A 20,949-nucleotide genomic window follows, 5' to 3' on the forward strand; every position below is an offset into this window, starting at 1 on the left:
ACATGAACGACAATAAAAAGAAAATAACGGTTGGAATATTCATTGCCATTGGCATTCTGATATTCGTATTTGCCATATTTACATTGGGCAGTCAAAAGAAAACCTTTGTAAAAAGCTTTACCCTTAGTGTGGTTTTCAATGATATTCAGGGATTAAAGAAAGGCAATAATGTGTGGTTTTCAGGTGTGAAGATCGGCACAATCAAAAAAATAGAATTTTTTGGCACCTCACAAGTGCGTGTATTTTTAAGTATTGAGGAAGATATGCATAAATACATCCACAAAGATGCCGGAGCAAGCATTGGCGCTGATGGGTTAATCGGAAATAAGATTGTGGTGTTAACAGGGGGTAATCCTAAATTTCCTTTTGTAGAAGATGGTGATGTGCTGAAAGTAAATAGCTCTTTATCTACAGATGATATTATGAAAACACTTCAGGTAAACAACAAAAATCTGGTAGATGTAACCGGAGATTTCAAAATCCTGGCCAGAAATTTAGTGGATGGTAAAGGTGCTGCAGGTGCGCTTTTATCTGATGAACAGTTGGCAATGAACTTCAAAACAATGGTTTCCAATCTAAATCGCATCACACTTTCAACGGCTCAAACGGCTCAGGATCTAAATACCTTTGGCAAAACTTTAAATAGTAAAAATGGATTGGTGAATAAAATGATGACTGACACAGCTGTTTTTGCCAAACTGGAAAAATCTGCTGCTTCCCTACAACAAACTTCACAGTCTGCCTCTTTGATGGCAGCTAACCTGGAAAAAGCTTCGGGCAAGTTAAATACTACTGATAACGCAGCTGGTTTACTTTTAAACGATGCTAAAACTGCAGAACAGGCAAAAGCGATAATGACCAACCTGGAAAAAGGCAGTAAAAAACTCGATGAAGATTTGGAAGCTCTACAAAGCAATTTTCTGTTCAGGGGCTTCTTTAAAAAACGAGCCCGGGATTCAATAAAAAACCAATAATATTAATCAGGCTATCTTTTAAATGGAAAGATAGCCTGAATCATTTTTAATTGATAAACAAAATAGCAATTATGCCGAAATGGTTAATTATTGTTTTAATTTTTTTAGCGTTAGTTTTGGGATTGTTCTATGCTCAAAAAAAACAGCTTTTAAATATGGGTAAAACCCACGGAACATCAAAAGGTCATTACTAGCTTTGAGTTCCTTTCTTCAACGAAACTGACGATATAGAACTTAATAACCTTTAGCTTATACTTTTTTTACAATAACTGCAATTAGTTTCTTTTTTCGCTATTGTACTCCACACGATCTCCAGATTTAAGTTCCCGAACTAAATAAACCGGTTACATATACAAATAAATCTTCAGAAGGACTATCTGGTGCTATAAAACCAAAGCCTTTTTCGCTATTGTACATTTTCACTATTCCATGTTCCATAATTTTCATTTTATATTTCGGAGTATATTTCTCAATAAACAAGGTAAAATGTCAACAAAATATCTATCGAAGATTTAAGAACAATTTTTCGTATAGAATGAACTCGAAGTACAAAGAATCAAAACTTTGCTGCGCAGTTCTTGTTGTAGATTATAAACATGAACGATATGGCAGCTAAAGAACAAGAAGAAGAAAAAGGCAAAACTAAAGGGACTTCTAAAGAGAAAGCCAGTTTTGATCAGAATGGAAAAGGTGCTTCAGAGAAGTATGGTCAGGCGGGTGAAACGCCTAATGAATCAGAAACGGAAAAAGGTGCTGGAACTACTAATGAGAATAGAAAATAAGGAATGCTTAAAAGCATTCCTTATTTTTCATAAATGCTCATTTTCTCTGCAAGTTCTATAATACTTTTTATTTTTAATTTCTGGAAAAGTCTAAGTTTATAAGTACTTACAGTACCCATCTGAAGATTTAACTGGTTGGAAATTTCCAAAACACCAACCCCTTTGGTTAATAACTCTGCTACTTCCAACTCTCTGCCCGATAGTTTTGTAAATGGATTATCAGCATCATTACCTAAAATACTATTAAACATATTTTCTTTAACATTCCTGCTAGAGTAACGGCTTCCTGCCAATATTGTAGTGATCGCGGTAACAATCTCAGATTCTTCTGCATTTTTTGTGAGATACCCCGATGCGCCTGATTTTAAATAAGGCACAGCATAGATGTTCTCGTTTAACGAAGAAAAGACTAATATTTTAGCATTTGGCTGAACCAGTTTGATTTGATCAATCACCCTTAGATTATTCCCACCAGGCAAATTCACATCGATAATGATTAAATTAGGTGATTTCTCGGTTTCTACCAATGCCTGTTCAAGCGTTCCGGCACAAATGATTTCAACACCAGCCCAAAAGTCAGAAATCAAACTTTTTAAGCCTCTGCGAATAATTTCGTGGTCATCGGCAATCAATACCGTGAATGTACTCCCTGTGTTCTTTGCTTTCATGTTCAACTAATATCTTGCAATTTAATAATTTGTAACCTTTTTATCTAATTTGTAAACATTTTTATTCAAATCTCGACTGCTTTTATCTAATTCAAAGTGTAGACTTTATTATACATAACTTTAAAATTCATATCATTTAGAAAACCCTCGGTGTTGCGATTCTAATATTAGGCTTAATAAAAGAGTATGCTATCGAAATTTCATGTGTTCCGCCACTGTAACCTTGCAATGGTCCGATTGAGAAATCATAGCCATAACCAATCCTCAACTTCTCTGATGGGAAAATTTGAATGGCAGCAACTGCCGAGTTTCTTTGAGATAAATCTCTTTGTAAATAGCTTTTGTCATAAAGCTTCACTCCGGTACGGTATGAACCACCCACCCATAAGAAGTCTTTAATTAATAAAAAAGCATTTACATCTAAACTGGTTGGCCCACCCCTGTCATCTTTTAATAGGAAGGATGGTTTTACCTGGAAGTTTTCATTAATCGGAAACAAAGCGCCTGCCGTTAAGTAGTAATGTGGCTTTGGTTGAGGAATGAAAGCATAGCGATCGATATTGATGTAAGTGGCAATCAGGTTATCAGCAGAAAAACCGGCATAAAATTTATCATTAGCAAAATAAACACCGGCCCTTGCATCTGGTACAATGGTGCTTTGCACACCAACTGGTTGAAAAGGCTCCGGATCGTTCGGGTTTAACATCGACCCATCAATGCCTAACTGTGCCATCCCCACTCCTAATCCTAGTGCCAACCTCGAACTTCCGTCATCATTTAAACGAATCCGGTAAGCATAGTTTCCGTAAACAGCGAGGTTGGTTTGTGCACCAAGTTTATCACTTGATACCTGAAGGGCCAAACCCACATTTCCACTATTGGCAATAGCATCAACAGCAAGCGACATACTTTTCGGCGCTCCGGTAATGCCTGTCCACTGGCTCCGGTAAAAACTGTGCACATTCAACACCTCTTTATAACCTGCATAAGCCGGGTTAATGTAAATGCCGTTGAACATGTACTGGCTATACTGGGCATCTTGCTGAGCCGAAACGGGCATCGCAAAGAATAAAATGAAACACCCAATTATCAATAATAATTTCTTTATCATCACCTTAGCCTTAATTTTTAAATGCACGAATTAATGTAATATATCCTTTAAACACCTGCCAAGGAGCTGAAGCGTTTTCTTTAACCCGAAGCAAATAGTAGTAAGTTCCTTCGTTTAAGCCTTCTCCCGACCAGTTATTTTGGTAATTGTTAGATTTATAAACTTCGTTACCCCATCGGTTTACAATTACCAGATCATTTTGAGCGAAAAGGTTCAGTCCGCGGATTTCGAATAAATCGTTTATGCCATCACCATTTGGTGTAAATAAATTAGGTACAAAAAGGTTATTCCCCGAAATAGAATGTTTTGTAAAAAATGCACCGTTAGCTGCCATGTCTGCGCCAATTAAAACATTGGAGCGGGTATGAATGCCAAGCGCAGGATTAGTTCCGGATACGATATCCCAATTTGAATTGCCTAAATAACGGGCAATTGTTGCGGTAGCATCAACGAATTTAGATCCATTTGTATTCTGATTATGCTGAAGCGTGATCGTAGTTTGAACTGGAGCTGACGAGTAAATATTCCAGGTACGGTCCATCCCTTGCACCGAAGTAATTCCGGGAAGGTTAGCAGCTGAATAATTTTGAACACTTACATAAAGTTTAGCTGCCGCTTGCGGTGTTAATGTTGCAGGGGTATAGTCACCTTCAGCAATACCAACAGGGAATACAAAAGCGGTATTGTCAGAAAATTCCTTAACCATATGCCCAGCGATGCTGTTTCCGGTAACCACCATTCTATTTTGGCTATAGTTAGTAACTTTACCTGCAGCATTAAAGGCAAGGTTATTCCCATTTAAAATGATGTTTGCGCCATTTGTAGCCAAATCGAGTGTACCACCGATATTAAGTGTTGCAGCTAGCGCACCAGATGGGTTCGCCGTGTTATAACCTGGATCAGCTACATCAGTTAAAGTGGCATTGTTTCTGTTTCTATGTTCAATGATCAGGTCGATAAAGTTGCTATTGTTACCATCAATCATGGTTGAACTGGCAGGCATATTCGGATAAAACGGATTATCTGCCGGATTATAAATTACAATTTTCCCAGATCCTGAAAACTTGGCTCCAGGTGCTATCCAAATGTTTTTGCTGTATATTTCTAATGTTCCGTTAATCACCCAGTTTGCATTCGGACCAAAGTAAGTTCCTTCAGCATATCGAGTTTCTGTATTACCAACGGATACAATCACTGCCGAATCATCGACAGTTTTGCTGCCTGCTCCTGTTTGCGCATAAATTTTAGAGCTACTGATCAACAGAAAAATCAAAAGCAGAATCGGTATAATTTTCTTTCTCATTTTCTTAGTTCTTGATAATTTTAGCAGGAAGCATTGGATTGGTAATGATGTTACACAAACGCACTTCGATAGTTACTTCTTTAGAGTAAATTGTACAACTGTTTGATGAAGTCAATTTAGCACGAATCTTTAGTTGATCACGATCAATTGACGGGCTGGTGAATTTAACCTCCGATCCTGTTGGTGTTACCTCATCAACAAAGGTGTTCGCAGTTAAGACAGACCAGCTGGAAGTATTCGTATTAAAATATTCCCAAACCACTGTGGTTGCATTACTTTGAATACTGATTGTTTTTGCATCATCAGCACATACGAAGAAATCCTCGGCCAAATTTTGGGTGATAATTGGTAATGCATAAACATCTACTCGGAAAGGCACTTTTGGACCAAAACAAGTTGTTCCGTTTTTAGTTAACCCTTCAGCAACGAAATAATTATAGGTACCTGCCGCAGTTGGATTTGGCACAGATGATAGTGGAGTAGTATCATTCGCATTGGCGAAGTAATACAATTGATTACCATTTGCTGCACCTGCTGGTGATAGTTGATTGTTAAAGGCAACAGGGCTTCCGGCACACCAGTTAAGATTATTTACTGTAGGCTGGGTTGTCACGATTTCCGTCAAGGTTTCCAACTTCAGGAAACATCCGGCAGCCATACCTTCTAAAACTGCATAGTATGCCGTTGGGTTACCATCATTTGTTACAGGAAAATTTTCCGAAATCAAAGAGGTGGTATAACCTGCAACCGCTGGACTCACCGAATAAAATTTGCTACCTAATGGATATGCTGAGGTGATAGTGCTACGCTGAATAGCGTTTCCAGGCGATGAACAAAATGCTTTGAACTGTTTTGTTCCATTATTCACCCCTACCGGACAATTATCGATAAAAGCCTGAGAAGGAACGATGTTCATTTGAAATGGATCACGAATTGGTGTATTTCCACAATCTGCATTGTACCCAATTACAAATCCATTGTTGATCGCAATACCAGAATTTGTACCTGTACCTTTAAAAGTACCATCTAAATTGATGACCAAACCACAGGCACCTCCGGTTGTCAGAATGGTACAATCGTTGGTAACCCTAATGCGGTATTTCAATTGGGCCAATATAGTATTTGGATCCGTTGGCTTAATTAAATTACCAACAGTCCACGTTAATTTACCACCAGGAGTGATGTTTGGATCTGTTGCACCAGATGGGTGCGACCAAACAACTGATGTACCTGAACCAACAGTTACATTCGAACTTACATAATGCACATTATGCGGCAAAGGTATTTCAACCACTCCATTACTTATCGGTTCGGTGCCTTTGTTGTAAATTGTTGACGTAAATTCAATCGTTTGATTTGGATCGACGGAATCATTATTAGAAACGCTTGATTGGTTTGCATTAAAAACCTGCACTTCCGGAATGTAGGCGTCAACGGCAAATACGATATTAAAGATGCTGTAGGTATCCTGTGTACTCCCGTATTGAAATCTTGTTGAAACTTGGTTATTACTAATAATGGAGTTGCCACTATTTGCCAGGTTAAACATACTCACATCAATTCCAGTGTTATTAGACAAATTGGGATTACGAGCATTACCGCCTGTAACAATACTGGAATTAAAAAAGTTATTACCAGTATTTCCAGTATGATTTAACGTGACCCATGCATTATTTGCCGCATTACGTATTTTGAAATAATCACCTGTAATATTTCGATCACCCTCACCCGCCATCATGCCCATTTTGATATTAACGGGGCCATTCTTCACTGCTTGAAAACCAGTAACTGGTAACTCAAGTGCGGTGGAAGAACTTCCTAATAAAAATGCATTCCCATCAAAAACTGTTATGTCCCTCCAAACCTTAGTTGGATTTTCATAAATAACAACCATTCCCCATCCTCCATAAAACCCTGTACCATCACTTGTACCCTCATTGATGGCAATGTCAGCAACGGTATAATTTCCTATACCTTGAGCAATTACATAATCCGTAACATCTGCATAAGCAGAATACATTACACGATTACCGCTTGTTGGAAAATATATGTCGTTTGTACCTGCAGTTACCTCCTGATAGCCTCCATTTGGCCCTTTGAGCTTTACCTTTCTCTTGTTGAAGCTTTTTGTAACTCCATTTTTGGTTACATTAAAAATATTTGGACTATTATCATTATCATTATGAGCCCTACCTGTCCAATACAAACCAGCGAAAATAATCTTAGTGCATGCCGCATCTGTACCGAATTGCAAATCCGCAGACGATGAATTAAAAGTATTAGGATCATTATCAATATCGACATATTTCATTATACTACTGCTGTTATCGACATTATCATTATAGACTGATAAAGTTAGGTTTGTGTTTCCAACCATAACAAAATCACCCTGTAGATTATATGTTGCTTTACCTTTATAATTTCCCGGTGCTTTCTGAGAAGTACGCGGAGTAAAGGGAACTTGTTGAGAGTATGCAACGTGAGAAATTAGAACAGTTACAACAAATGCTATAACAATCTTCAAACTTCGACTTATTAATTTAGAACTGCTTTTCATTGAGGGTATTTAAGATGGAAGTTCCATTTCGAAATAAACAATTTCAATTTTTGTAGAAATTCTTTTAGTAGAGATTAAATCTTTAAAAAGTTCTTTTAGTTGATCAATATTCACCGAATCATAACTTTTTATCAAAATATATTTCAGACTTTTTAATTGGTTTAAATGATCTTCATTAAGTACAAGATTTTTATCTTTTTCCCATTTGATAGAGATTACTTCAACAGACTTTAATTGGGTTGAAAAATTTGTATCTTTTAGTTGATTTGTCAGATCATTAGTTAGTTCTACACCTTTTACACTACCCTCCTCTGCCCATAGAAATGTAGGCTTGCCAGTTTCATTGAGTTGCATACGTGATATCGGTCCAAACAACAATTTGTCTAATTCTTCACGTTCTTTTAGTGAAAGACGCTTAATCTTATTGCTGTATGTATCTATGATGGTAATCTGCGCTTGCGCTTTAATTACGAAGCACAAACACATTACCAATATGATTTGAATTGATCTTTTCATATCTTGATTATTTAACAACGAATACAATGTTAGCGAATGAAGTAGTTTTTGCTTTACCTGTTACACTATAAGTCATTACTCCGTTAGCATTAACTGATGTAACCGTAATTACATTAGCATCAACATAGGTGACATAGTACTCCAAATCTGTAGGATTTAACAGGAATGGGATGCTTTTCTGTACTCCTGTACTATTCATTGTGCCTGGTACATTTTCGAATTGTGATTTGTAAAGATTGTACAGGTTGACAGTTTTCCCTGTGCCGATGGTTGCCACATCCAATACGATTGATGGCATATAGAACCATTTAGGCATAGCAGCATTAGCCAGTTTTAAAACACCACTTGTTGGATCGGCCACTACAATTTTATCAGCTGTTGTTCCTGTAGTAGGTAAACCTGAAATTGCAAGGGTATTGGTTCCAGTGGTGGCGATTGCTGTTGGTGTAGTTAAAGCACCACCCAATTGAATATTATTAGCAGTTTTGGTTAAACCATTACTCGCAGTTGTATTGTCTCCTAATGCAGATTGATCAACCCATTGCGTGGTTCCAGCAGCATTTGTAATTAAAACCTGACCAGTCGTACCAGTGGCGATTTGATTGTTGGTCACCTTGCCTGCCATGTTTTGTAAATTCAACTTCGTTTCGTCAACATCAATATTAAATGGTTTTAATGCGGCACCTGTAGGTGTACCAGTTAAAATTATTTTGTTTGTAGAAGTAACGTTTTGTCCAGTGGTGATCGCAGCAGCGTCTACGGAAAGGGCACCATCTGTAGCTACCACTACAGAGCCATTACCCTGTTTTACAACTCCTGGAGCTGTACCATTTGCTGTGGCAACATTTACAGTATACGCAGTATTTCCAGTTGCAGCTGGAGTAGTTGGTGAAACAGTAACATTTGTACCGGCAACTACTGTTGTCGTTTTTTGGGCAGCCTGTATAGCTGGTGTTAAATCTAACGCTGTAGTAGCTTGACCATTAACAGTACCTACTAATTTATTAGTACCATCAAGTGTTAAGGCATTTGAATTAATAATGTTCACAGCAGTTCCGGTAACTCCATTAACAGTTGTTGATAAGCTATTTCCTGTTGAGGTATTGCTTACAACAGTTGCAGGAACAAGAGTTGATTTATCTACCCATGAGCCTACATTTCCTGCACCAACTACCATCACTTGTCCAGCTGTGCCACCTTTGATTTGATTGGCATTTAGGTTTAATTTGGTCTCGTCTACATCAACAGAAAATGCTTTTAATGCAGCGCCTACTGGTGTTCCGCCCAATTTTATTTTATCGCTACCAGTGGTAACATCTTGGCCAGTTGTAATGGTAGATGCATTAACAGTTAAAGTTCCTGTTCCATCAATTGCTAAACCTGTGCCCGGTTTTACAGCACCAGTTACTGATGTACTAGCCACATTAGTATTCACAACATAATTGGTATTTTTTCCACTTGTAGTTGAGGTAACTGTTGTATTCGAACCATTAGATAATGAAGTTGTATTTTGGCCAGCCTGAATTGCTGCATCGGTTACTTCTACTTTATAAGCGGTATTGTTTCCAGCTATAGTTGAAGTAACAGTTGTAGTCGTTCCATTCACTACCGAACTTGTTTTCTGAGCCGCAGCAATAGCTGGCGTTAAGTCCAAAGCTGGTGTAGTTGCAACACTATTGACAATACTTACTAATTTATTCGAGCCATCTAATGTTAAAGTGTTAGTGTTGATAATTGGAGCTGTTCTAGAAACTCCGTTCACATCACTTGTAAGTGTATTTGTTGATGAGCTTAGTATATTCGTTGTTGTTGGAACCAAAGTAGATTGATCTACCCATTGAGTCGTAGTACCATCTGCTTTAGTAATTAGAACTTGATTGGACGTACCAGTTGCAATCTGGCTATTGGTAACTTTCCCACCTAAATTAGATAATGTTAATTTCGATTCAACAACATCTACTGAATATTCTGTATTGTTACCCGCTGTACCAGTACCTGTTGTTACTACAGAAACTCTATCAGATGCATTTTTTACAGAAGCAGTTTTCTGAGCCGCAGCAATAGCTGGCGTTAAGTCCAAAGCTGGTGTAGTTGCAATTCCATTAACTGTACTTACTAATTTTTTGTCAGCATCTAACGCTAAAGCATTAGTGTTAATAATATTTACTGCAGTTCCGGTTTTACCATTTACTGTCGTAGTCAGGCTATTGCCAGAGGAAGTATTGCTTACTGAAGTTGCATCAGCTTTATTAACCCATTCCGTGGCTGTTCCAGCGGCATTGGTAGTTAAAATTTGCCCGGCTGTACCTTGTTTGATAGAAAGACTTACATCTTTTAAAGTTGCTCCATCACCACCTAAAACATTAATATCGCTTCCGGTGATTTTCTTGGCACTTACTATGCTCGCATCAGTAATAGCTTTATAAGTCACATTACCTGCGGCGTCTGCTGTAGCCACTTTGTTGGCATCCGTTCCATCAGTTGCTGCACCTAATTTGGTTGCAGTAACCGCTTTATCTTTAATGTTGATGGTTACATCTTTCAATAGCGAAGTACCAGCATTTGCAGATAATAATAAATCGGTTGAGCTTAATGCTTTACCAGTTGTAATTGCAACAGCATCAACTGAAAGTCCGCCATCAGCAGCTACTACTACTGAACCATTACCCTGTTTTACAACTCCTAAAGCAGTACCATTCGCAGTCGCAACATTTACTTTGTATTGATCAGCAGTTGTGCCCGATCCTGTAACGGTTGTATTTGTTCCGTTAATTAATTTAGTTTCTGCACCCGTTACTAAAGTAGTTAAATCTGTATAGGTTACATTTCCTGCTGCATCAGCAGTAGCTACTCTATTTACAACCGTACTTGTACCAGCGGTTAATTTAGCAGCCGTTACATTTTTATCTTTAATATCTGATGTTTCAACAGCGTCGTTAGCAATTTTAGCAGTTGTAATCGCATTATCTGCGATACCTAATTTTACATCTTTTAAAACAGCATCTGTTCCATCACCCGCCGGACTATTAACCGTGATTCCATCACCTGTAATTGCTTTTTTGTTCGCTAGAGATGTTGCATCAAATGTTTTATAAGTTACCCCTCCTGTTCCATCAGCAGTTGCCAACTGACCAGCAGTGGCACCATCTGAATTTAACATTGCTGCCGTAATTGATTTAGCTTTCACCGTAGCCACCACGTTTTTCAAAGTCGCACCATTACCATCAGCAAATGTGATTTGATCAGATGTTAAATTACCAGCATTTACAACATCGGCAGCTCCCACGGTAGGTTTTTTACCTACCCAGGCTCCATTTTCAAATGTTAATACCTGATTAACCGCCGGAGCAGTTGCACTCACTGGCGTACCTTGTAACTTTTCAACTTTCGTTGCATTTGCAGCTCCAGTTACATCTCCAGCTAAAGTAATGTTTGCCAAATCCGCTGCAACAGTATAAGTAGTTACATTACCAGCAGTTGATGGTGTGACTATTGTACCTGTGCCGGCTGCTACTACCGAAGTTTTTTGTCCTAATTGAATAGCATCTTTTAGATCAACTGCAGCACCGGTTGTACCATTTACCGTAGTGGTTAAAGCGGTACCGGTGATGTTATTACTTACGGTAGTACTTCCGGCAATTCCATCAACTGTAGACCAGATTACATTTCCAGCACCGTCGTACCCAAGAACCAATTTATTGGTTCCCGCTGGAGCATTGATTTTTTTGGTAGTAATCGAATTATCATTGATTTTAAGATCAGTTGCCTCTAAAACTGCACCAGTTAGTGAGTTTGCGTTATTTACGCTAATGATTCCATCAGTTGTGATGTCTTTTTTACCTGTTAAAGTAGCGGGGCTTAAATTTTGATAAGTTACCACACCATTTGCATCAGCAACCCCTACTCTTCCAACACTTCCTGCTCCGGCATCTAATTTTGTAGAAGTGATCGCCTTTTCAGCAACTTTATCAGTAGTGACTGCGTTGTTGGCTAGCTTAGCAGTTGTAATCGCTAAATCTTTCACCTCCACTTTATATTCGGTATTTTTAGCATTAGCCGCACTTGCAGCAGAAGTCACACTTGTCGTAACGCTTTCCACAACACTGGAAGTTAATTGATTGGCTTCCACTAAATCTTTAATCGCTATTGTTGTTGAAACACCTTTTGAATCCGTATAAGTTAAAGCATTGTTTGCTTTATCATAAACCAAAGCAGTAGTATTTAATGGCAATGCCGTTACCACACCTTTGCCATCTGTATAATTTAAAGTGTTGGTGGTTTTGTCGTAAGCCAATGCACCATCGTTCAAGTCGATAACTTTCGCAACACCGTCTTCACCTGTATAGGTCAGTTCGTTTTTGGTGTTATCGTAAGTTAAAGTGGTTTTGGTTTCGTTCGCGGCAACTAAATCTTTAATGGCAATTGTTGTCGAAACGCCTTTTGAATCCGTGTAAGTTAGAGCATTGGTTGCTTTATCGTAAACCAAAGCAGTAGTATTTAAAGGCAATGCAGTTACCACACCTTTGCCATCTGTATAATTTAAAGTATTGGTGGTTTTGTCGTAAACCAAAGCACCATCGTTTAGGTCGATGAGTTTCGAAACACCGTCCTCACCTGTATAGGTAAGTTCGTTTTTAATATTATCGTATGTTAAAGTGGTTTTGGTTTCGTTCGCTGCAACTAAATCTTTGATCGCGATTGTTGTTTGTGCACCTTTTGAATCCGTGTAAGTTAGAGCATTGTTTGCTTTATCATAAACCAAAGCAGTAGTATTTAATGGTAATGCCGTTACCACACCTTTACCATCTGTATAATTTAATGTGTTGGTGGTTTTGTCGTAAGCCAAAGCACCATCGTTCAAGTCGATAACTTTCGCAACACCGTCCTCACCTGTATAGGTAAGTTCGTTTTTAGTATTGTCGTAAGTTAAAGTGGTTTTGGTTTCGTTCGCGGCAACTAAATCTTTAATGGCAATTGTCGTTGAAACACCTTTTGAATCCGTATAAGTTAAAGCATTGCTTGCTTTATCGTAAACCAAAGCAGTAGTGTTTAAAGGCAATGCCGTTACCACACCTTTGCCATCTGTATAATTTAAAGTGTTAGTGGTTTTGTCGTAAGCCAATGCACCATCGTTCAAGTCGATAACTTTCGCAACACCGTCCTCACCTGTATAAGTCAGTTCGTTTTTGGTGTTATCATAAGTTAAAGTGGTTTTGGTTTCGTTCGCTGCAACTAAATCTTTAATGGCAATTGTTGTTTGTGCACCTTTTGAATCCGTGTAAGTTAAAGCATTGGTTGCTTTATCATAAACCAAAGCAGTGGTGTTTAAAGGCAATGCCGTTACCACACCTTTACCGTCTGTATAATTTAAAGTGTTGGTGGTTTTGTCATAAGCCAAAGCACCATCATTCAAATCAATTAGTTTCGCAACACCGTCCTCACCTGTATAGGTCAGTTCGTTTTTGGCGTTATCATAAGTTAAAGTGGTTTTGGTTTCGTTTGCTTTTACAATTTGTGAAATATTTATGGTTTGTTTAACCCCACTGTTATCAACATAAGTGAAATTTGCTCCATCATAAAAAACATTCCCTCCAGTATTTTTAACAATATTTTCGATAATCGTTCTTACCGAATTATCATTTGCAATGTTTTGAAAATTTGAAATTACATCAGCCGGAACATTGATGATTGTTTGCTTTCCGTCTTCGGCTGTATAGGTGTAAGTTCCGTTTTTATTATCTATTAAAGTGGTTACTGTTTCATTGGCTTTTACAAGCTGTGAGATATTGATCACCTGCTTTACACCGTTGTTATCTACATAAGTGAAATTCGCCCCATCATAAAAAACGTTACCACCAGTGTTTCTAACTATATTCTCAATAATTGTTCTTACAGAATTGTCATTTGCAATGCTTTGAAAGTTTGAAATTACATTAGCCGGAACGTTGATGATCGTTTGCTTTCCATCTTCGGCTGTATAGGTGTAAGTTCCGTTTTTATTATCTATTAAAGTGGTTACTGTTTCATTGGCCTTTACAAGCTGTGAAATATTGATTATCTGCTTTACTCCGTTATTATCTACATAAGTGAAATTCGCCCCATCATAAAAAACGTTACCGCCAGTATTTCTAACGATATTCTCAATAATCGTTTTTACCGAATTATCATTTGCAATAGTTTGAAAATTTGAAATTACATTAGCCGGAACATTGATGATCGTTTGCTTTCCATCTTCGGCAGTGTAAGTATAGGTTCCGTTTTTATTATCTATTAACGTAGTTACTGTTTCATTGGCCTTAACAAGCTGTGAGATATTAATGGTTTGTTTAACACCGGCATTATCGATGTAAGTAAAATTGGTTCCGTCGTAAGAAACATTACCTCCAGTACTTTTAAAAATACTCTCAAGAATAGTTCTTACTGAATTATCGTTTGCAATAGCCTGGAAGTTATTGATAACGTCTGCTGGCACATTGATAATTGTTTTGTTTCCGTTTTCAGAAGTATATAAATAGGTTCCATTCTCTTGTTTCACTAAAAAAGTCAAAGTTTCATTCTTTTTTACTACGTCTTTTAAATCAACCACCACCGGTAAGTTGGTAGAAGGATCTGTAAAGGTTATCGTATAAGTGGTAGGATTGTATGAAATATTTGAAGCCTGTCCTTGTCTGGCCAGAATCCATTTTGTACCATCGTTATAATAAATACCTGGAACAACATCAGATATGCTTTGAGTATTGTAAACCATCATACCCGCCGTATGAGCGGCTAATGGCGAGGGGTCTTTTGAACTCTTCAATGAAATTCTTGAAAATAACAATCCTTTGTTAGTGCTCTCTAATTCCAGAATCGCATCCTTGTTTGGTAAGTTATTTTGCGCAACTGTACCATCTTTCATTTTTTGTTGAGCAAAAGCACCCAGAATGCTTAATGTAAGACTCAAAACCAGCAGTAAACTTTTTTTCATTTTTTTTGTTAGATATTGTGAGCGTTTTCTTGTTTTGTTTGTTGTTCTCTGTGCTTCGTAACCGTTACTTAATTCTTCCCATTTCCCGATTTCTATAAGGAAAAATTAAAATTCAAAAATTTGTTATCTAGCTGATTTGAAATCAGTTTTAGCACAAAAAACAACTTTAAATCATGGTGTTTTAAGGGCGGCAAAAGTATGTTAAAATACAGACATGTACAAGTTCCAAATTCCACCCATTTCGGAGGGTCTTTTTGTACATATAATGTCAAAAACTGTATTACCAATACTACAAAGCAAATAAAAATGGAAATAAAAATTACTATAAAACAGCACATCAGAATTTGACACACTAATTTTTTTGATAATAATCAACAACTTTTTAACCACATGTAGTATTTATAGTACAAATCTAGAGTAAAAAGTAATAAGCCCATATAGCGAAAAAGGGCCAATCTTCTTTCGAAGAACTGGCCCTTTTAGCAGAGTATTGGTGATGGATTTTCTAAAAACTACAATTTAGCACGGATTCGACTTAAAGTTTCTAGCCGAACGGCTAAAAATGAAGCAATATATTTTAGGGATACCCGATTAATTAAATCAGGAAAAGAAACCAGAAATCGCTTATATCTCTTTTCTGCAGAAGAAATCCTGCACAGATACGCCCGCTCTTCAGCGGACCTGTAATAAAGCTCCATCATTTTTCTTCCAACAATGTTCGCTTCGGCAAAATTCTCATATAAATATTCAGATAAAACGTGTGGAATGGCGATCAAATCGACGTCTTCCAATGCTTGTAGATATTCATCAGAATCCCCATCAATCCATAAGTTTCGGATCGTACCCACAATTTCGTTTTCCTGTGCAATCCAGGTAGTTATTTCGGAAACACCATCTTTGATAAATCCTCTTACTACGCCTTTTACAATAAGAAACAAATATTTATTACGATCAACAGGAGAAACTAAGTATTTGTTCTTTTTATAGCTAATTGGAAAAGTATGCTGATTAATACGTTTCTCGATTTCATCATTGAGCGGATGAAATTTTTTAAATATTGAAATTAAGGGAGAGAAATTATTATATTTCTTCCACCTATCCTCATCAGATAAATTAACTGCAATCATTTATAATAGCTTTGGGAATAGACGAACTCTAAAAATAATAGAATGACTACGTAATTATAGGAAGATTGATCGAGATAAAGAAGTTTTTTTTGACTTTTCTCAATTTTTTAGCGCATTTATAGGATTTTCTCCACCCCTAACCCAAATAATGCAAAATCATATTTAACCGGGTCATTATCATCGAGCTGTCTTAAATTAGCGCTCAATTCTACTGCTGTAAGCCAATCGGTTTGCTTTCTGCTTATTAACCCAAGCAGACGCCCCACCCGGTCTACATGAACATCACAAGGACAAATTAAATATTTTGGTTTTATGACATTCCAAATCCCAAAATCAACCCCCATTCCATCATTTCTAACCATCCATCTCAGAAACATATTCAGACGTTTACAGGTTGATTTTTGCTTCGGAGAGGAGATATGTTTTTTCGTTCTGTGAGGAAAATCTTCTATCGAAAAGAAATACTGGCGAAAATGATTTAATGAATCTTCAACGCTAAAATTCGTTACACTCAATTCATGAGATGTCGAAGATAAATCCGTAGGATAATTTACTATCGGTTGTTCAGTATTGCTGAGATCGGGCGGAATAAAGGCTTGTTCTAAACTTATAAAATGGGTGTAATGATTTTTAAAAAAAGAAATGAAATACAGCAAATCTGTATCATTGAACGTTCTATGCTTGAAGTTTAGCAGTTTTTTAAGATCTTGATCCTGATGATTAAGTACAAAATCATAAGGTGCGTAATCCATCCTGTTTAACAATTCTTTGCACTTATTAATAATTGTTTTGCGTTGCCCCCAAGCCAGTATCGCGGCAAAAAAACCAGCAATTTCTACATCCTGCTTTTTCTGAAATAAATGTGGAATGCATATCGGATCATTTTCAATAAAATCAGGCCGATTATACTGTTCTACTTTGCTATCTAGAAAATTTTTTAGATCTAAAAAATCCATTCGTATTTATAGTAAAATGTCACCCAACTGATAAGCACATCGCTTAACAACTGGGTGACAGAAAGAAGGGCATTAGCATTCGGTGAGATGCTAGAATTTTATTTTAATGCATTTTCCAAATCTTCGAGCAAATCTTCAATATCCTCTACCCCAACACTTAAACGCAGCAAATTGTCGGTTACACCAACCTTCTCACGTTCTTCTTTTGGAATTGAACCATGCGTCATTGTTGCCGGATGGTTAATTAAGGATTCTACTCCGCCCAAAGATTCTGCCAGGGTAAATACTTTAAAATTAGATGAGATACGAAATGTTTCCTGCAAATCAGCATCTTTTAAAGTAATAGAAATCATACCACCAAAACCACGCATTTGTTTTTTAGCCACATTGTGATTTGGATGATCTTCAAACCCTGGCCAGTAAATTTTGTCTACCTTTGGATGCGTTTTAAGATATTTTGCAATGCGCTCACCATTTTCACAATGCGCTTTCATTCTCAGGTGTAAAGTTTTAATCCCTCTTAAAACTAAAAATGAATCTTGTGGACCGGGCGTTGCACCACAAGCATTGTAGATAAACCATAGGTCTTTATACAATTGTTCGTCATTCGTTACGAGTGCACCCATCACCACATCAGAGTGACCACCAATATATTTAGTCACCGAATGCATTACAATGTCGGCACCTAAATCAATTGGATTTTGCAAGTATGGAGACGCAAAAGTATTATCAACCGTTAAAATCAGTTTTCTTTCTTTTGTGATTTTTGCTACGCCTTCAATATCGATGATTTGCATGGTTGGGTTGGTTGGCGTTTCAATCCAAACCAGCTTTGTTTTATCATTGATGTAAGGCAACATATTTTCTGGCTTTGATAAATCCAGAAAATGAAATTTGATGCCGTATTTAGTGAAAATTTTAGTGAAAATCCGATAAGAACCGCCATACAAATCGTTTCCCGTAATCACTTCATCGCCTGGTTGCAGCAATTTCAAAACTGCATCCGTAGCGCCCATACCACTTGAAAATGCTAACCCATATTTGGCGTTTTCTAAAGCTGCAAGACAATCTTCTAAAGCCTTCCTGGTAGGATTTGTTCCTCTGGAATATTCGTACCCCTTATTATCACCCGGCGATTTCTGCCAGTAAGTGGAAGTTTGATAAATTGGTGTCATTACCGCACCAGTTGTTGGATCAGGTTCTTGACCTGCATGTATCGCTTTTGTTCCGAATTTCATTTTATTACTATTGAGATGTAAAAATCAAGTATCGGGATAAGATTTTTTCTACCACCCTACCCTAACCCGTTTACATTCTAATTAATATGCTCTTGCAAATAATACGCGTTGCGTAGATGGCTTACCTGAATAAATACAAACGCCATCTTCCAAAGGATTATCTAAAGGAATACAACGAATGGTTGCCTTTGTTTCTTCTTTAATTTTTTGTTCAGTCTCTGGAGTTCCATCCCAGTGTGCAGAAATAAAGCCAGCTTTACCATCTAGCAGTTCTTTAAACTCATCATAGCTGTTAGCCTCGGTAATATGATCATCTCTATAAGCCAACGCTTTATTGAACATGCTGGTTTGGATATCTTCTAATAATTTTACAATGTAAATATCCAACCCCTCCTGAGGTACAGTCTGCTTCAACTTGGTATCTCTACGGGCTATCTCAACCGTTTTGTTTTCCAAATCACGACCGCCAATGGCAATACGAATAGGAACACCCTTTAATTCATAATCAGCGAATTTAAAGCCCGGACGTTGTGTATCCCGATCATCGTATTTGACAGAAACGCCAAGTCCTTTTAAACGCATAGTTAATTCATTAACATAGGCAGAAATTTTCGCCAAGTCTTCATCGCTCTTATAAATTGGGACGATCACAACTTGTATCGGTGCAAGTTTTGGTGGAATAATTAAACCCGAATCATCACTATGTGCCATGATTAAAGCCCCCATTAACCTTGTTGAAACACCCCAGGAAGTTGCCCAAACATGATCTAACTTACCATCTTTACCCGTAAATTTCACATCAAAAGCTTTTGCAAAATTCTGACCTAAAAAGTGAGAAGTTCCAGCCTGAAGCGCTTTTCCATCTTGCATCAGCGCTTCGATACAATAAGTATCTAATGCTCCTGCAAATCTTTCATTTGGGGATTTTCTTCCCCGAACTACCGGAACTGCCAACCAGTTTTCAGCAAAATCGGCATAGATGTGTAACATACGTTCTGTTTCTTCAATAGCTTCTTCGGCAGTCGCATGGGCAGTATGCCCCTCCTGCCATAAAAATTCTGCAGTACGTAAGAATAATCTGGTACGCATTTCCCATCGAACAACATTTGCCCATTGATTAATCAAAATAGGTAAATCTCTGTAAGATTGAATCCAACCTTTATAAGTATTCCAAATAATAGTTTCGGATGTTGGTCGCACGATAAGTTCCTCTTCGAGCTTCGCTGACTCATCCACTACAATATTACCGTTACCGTCATTTTTCAAACGGTAGTGTGTCACCACCGCACATTCCGTTGCAAAACCTTCTACATGAGAGGCTTCTTTTGAAAAAAATGACTTCGGAATGAACAATGGAAAGTAGGCGTTTTGATGTCCTGTATCCTTGAACATTTTATCGAGTACAGCTTGCATTTTTTCCCATATAGCATAGCCATTTGGCTTGATCACCATACAACCCCTAACTGCTGAATGCTCAGCCAGATCGGCTTTTATAACAATATCATTGTACCATTGAGAATAATCTGCATCTCTGCTTGTAATTTCTTTGCTCATGTTATGTATTTGGAACGTAATTTGTGTGTTAAAATATGTAAAATAAGATCACAAATTTATAAATTTATGCCTACAAAACGATTATAGATGGCAGGCTTTTGTTTTAATACATAAATCTGACTAATTAAATAGTTGATTTTTAGTAAATTTGATCCATTTTTAGTAAATTAGTGACACACACAACTAAATATAAACACAATGAAACCAATTAAATTTTTACCCATTGTAATGATCGCAGCCGCTGGGTTGGTTGCATCATGCTCTACAACGAAATTGGCTCAAACCAAAGCTAATGACGATGTTTATAATTCTGTTGCGAAGGCGAGAGAGGTAGAAGCTTATGTTCCACCTCAAAATCAAGTTCAGGCGCAGGAACAATCAGATTACAACGACGAATATTACGGAACCAGTAATCCATATTACGACATGGATTATTCCTCAAGAATCAACCGTTTTTATAATGGCAGCAGTTTCCGTGGATATTATGACCCTTATTACGAAAACTTTTACTACGGAAACAGCTATGGTGCCACTAATTATTTAGGCTATGGCTTAGGCTGGAATAACGGTTATGGTTTAGGTGGCTGGGGCGGAGGCTTTGGTTGGGGCGGTAGTTTCGGCTACGGAAGCATCTGGAACAATCCATTCTATTATGGTAATATGGGATTTGGCTGGAACAATTGGGGCTGGAATAACTGGGGTCCATATTCTTACTATGATCGCTTCGGTTGGGGCGGCGGTTGGTACGGCGGTGGCTGGGGTGTAGGCGGCGGCTACTATGGTGGTGGCGTTTACACAAACAATAATTACAGACCAAGACCTGGCAGCAACGACAGAGGTGTTCCAAGATCGTATGGCGGTTCAACAGCTGGAAATGCAGGCAGACCAAGTCGCTCAGGTGTTGCAAATCCAAATGGACAAGGCAGACAAGGTTACACACCAAACTACAATGCCGGCAGACCAACACGTAATGAGCAATCAGGTTCATCAAATGGTGCCGGAAGATATACACCTCAAGGTACTCAAAGTAGCAGACCAACCAGAAATGAATCTTACTCTCCTCCTCAAAGAACAGAGATGAGCAGACCTAGTTATTCACCTCCACCATCTTCAAGCGGAAGCAGCGGCGGTGGTTCAACTGGTGGTGGCGGAGGCGGTGGCTCAAGACCATCTAGAGCAGGAAGAGGATAATTTTT

Annotated in this window: 14 protein-coding genes; 3 read left to right on the forward strand and 11 right to left on the reverse strand. The window is 37.8% G+C overall.

The window, feature by feature from the left end; translation table 11 throughout:
• Positions 1 to 2 precede the first annotated feature (2 nt).
• Positions 3 to 974, forward strand: coding sequence for an MlaD family protein (locus tag EA772_RS19245; RefSeq protein ID WP_124914578.1), 972 nt, complete (start codon positions 3 to 5; stop codon positions 972 to 974).
• A 318-nt stretch (positions 975 to 1,292) separates the two neighbouring features.
• On the opposite strand, the gene EA772_RS19250 is transcribed toward EA772_RS19245, so the two are convergent.
• Complete coding sequence (locus EA772_RS19250; protein WP_124914579.1) at positions 1,293 to 1,412, reverse strand: cold-shock protein; 120 nt, start codon at positions 1,410 to 1,412, stop codon at positions 1,293 to 1,295.
• Positions 1,413 to 1,579: 167 nt separating this feature from the next.
• Here EA772_RS19250 and EA772_RS22185 point away from each other — a divergent pair, with 167 nt between their 5' ends.
• A complete protein-coding gene (locus tag EA772_RS22185; protein ID WP_168187606.1) occupies positions 1,580 to 1,756 on the forward strand; it encodes a hypothetical protein in 177 nt (58 codons plus the stop codon).
• Positions 1,757 to 1,776: 20 nt separating this feature from the next.
• On the opposite strand, the gene EA772_RS19255 is transcribed toward EA772_RS22185, so the two are convergent.
• The 10 genes from EA772_RS19255 to proS form a co-directional block, all read right to left on the reverse strand.
• Complete coding sequence (locus EA772_RS19255; RefSeq protein ID WP_010603055.1) at positions 1,777 to 2,424, reverse strand: response regulator transcription factor; 648 nt, start codon at positions 2,422 to 2,424, stop codon at positions 1,777 to 1,779.
• 136 nt (positions 2,425 to 2,560) lie between these two features.
• Positions 2,561 to 3,535 carry a type IX secretion system membrane protein PorP/SprF gene (locus EA772_RS19260; protein WP_124914580.1) on the reverse strand — a complete coding sequence of 325 codons (975 nt, stop codon included), beginning with the start codon at positions 3,533 to 3,535 and terminating at the stop codon, positions 2,561 to 2,563.
• A gap of 10 nt (positions 3,536 to 3,545) precedes the next feature.
• Positions 3,546 to 4,838: a gliding motility-associated C-terminal domain-containing protein gene (locus EA772_RS19265; protein WP_010603344.1), complete on the reverse strand. Its 1,293-nt coding sequence runs from the start codon at positions 4,836 to 4,838 to the stop codon at positions 3,546 to 3,548.
• A gap of 4 nt (positions 4,839 to 4,842) precedes the next feature.
• Entirely contained in the window at positions 4,843 to 7,362 is a 2,520-nt protein-coding gene (locus EA772_RS19270) for a DUF11 domain-containing protein (protein WP_168187607.1), read from the reverse strand.
• A 42-nt stretch (positions 7,363 to 7,404) separates the two neighbouring features.
• On the reverse strand, positions 7,405 to 7,911 hold the full coding sequence (locus EA772_RS19275) for a hypothetical protein (protein ID WP_124914582.1): 507 nt from the start codon (positions 7,909 to 7,911) through the stop codon (positions 7,405 to 7,407).
• Between the two features lie 7 nt (positions 7,912 to 7,918).
• Positions 7,919 to 14,878, reverse strand: coding sequence for a hypothetical protein (locus EA772_RS19280; protein WP_124914583.1), 6,960 nt, complete (start codon positions 14,876 to 14,878; stop codon positions 7,919 to 7,921).
• Positions 14,879 to 15,390: 512 nt separating this feature from the next.
• A complete protein-coding gene (locus tag EA772_RS19285) occupies positions 15,391 to 16,005 on the reverse strand; it encodes a Crp/Fnr family transcriptional regulator (RefSeq protein WP_010602974.1) in 615 nt (204 codons plus the stop codon).
• A gap of 116 nt (positions 16,006 to 16,121) precedes the next feature.
• Entirely contained in the window at positions 16,122 to 16,961 is an 840-nt protein-coding gene (locus tag EA772_RS19290) for a TIGR02757 family protein (protein ID WP_124914584.1), read from the reverse strand.
• 98 nt (positions 16,962 to 17,059) lie between these two features.
• On the reverse strand, positions 17,060 to 18,199 hold the full coding sequence (locus EA772_RS19295) for a cystathionine gamma-synthase (protein WP_124914585.1): 1,140 nt from the start codon (positions 18,197 to 18,199) through the stop codon (positions 17,060 to 17,062).
• An 81-nt stretch (positions 18,200 to 18,280) separates the two neighbouring features.
• Positions 18,281 to 19,753: a proline--tRNA ligase gene (gene proS, locus EA772_RS19300; RefSeq protein WP_124914586.1), complete on the reverse strand. Its 1,473-nt coding sequence runs from the start codon at positions 19,751 to 19,753 to the stop codon at positions 18,281 to 18,283.
• Positions 19,754 to 19,951: 198 nt separating this feature from the next.
• Between proS and EA772_RS19305 the strand changes: the two genes are divergently transcribed.
• Positions 19,952 to 20,944, forward strand: coding sequence for a hypothetical protein (locus EA772_RS19305; RefSeq protein WP_124914587.1), 993 nt, complete (start codon positions 19,952 to 19,954; stop codon positions 20,942 to 20,944).
• The last annotated feature ends 5 nt before the right edge of the window (positions 20,945 to 20,949 follow it).

Source organism: Pedobacter sp. G11, from assembly GCF_003860265.1.
GTDB lineage: Bacteria > Bacteroidota > Bacteroidia > Sphingobacteriales > Sphingobacteriaceae > Pedobacter > Pedobacter agri.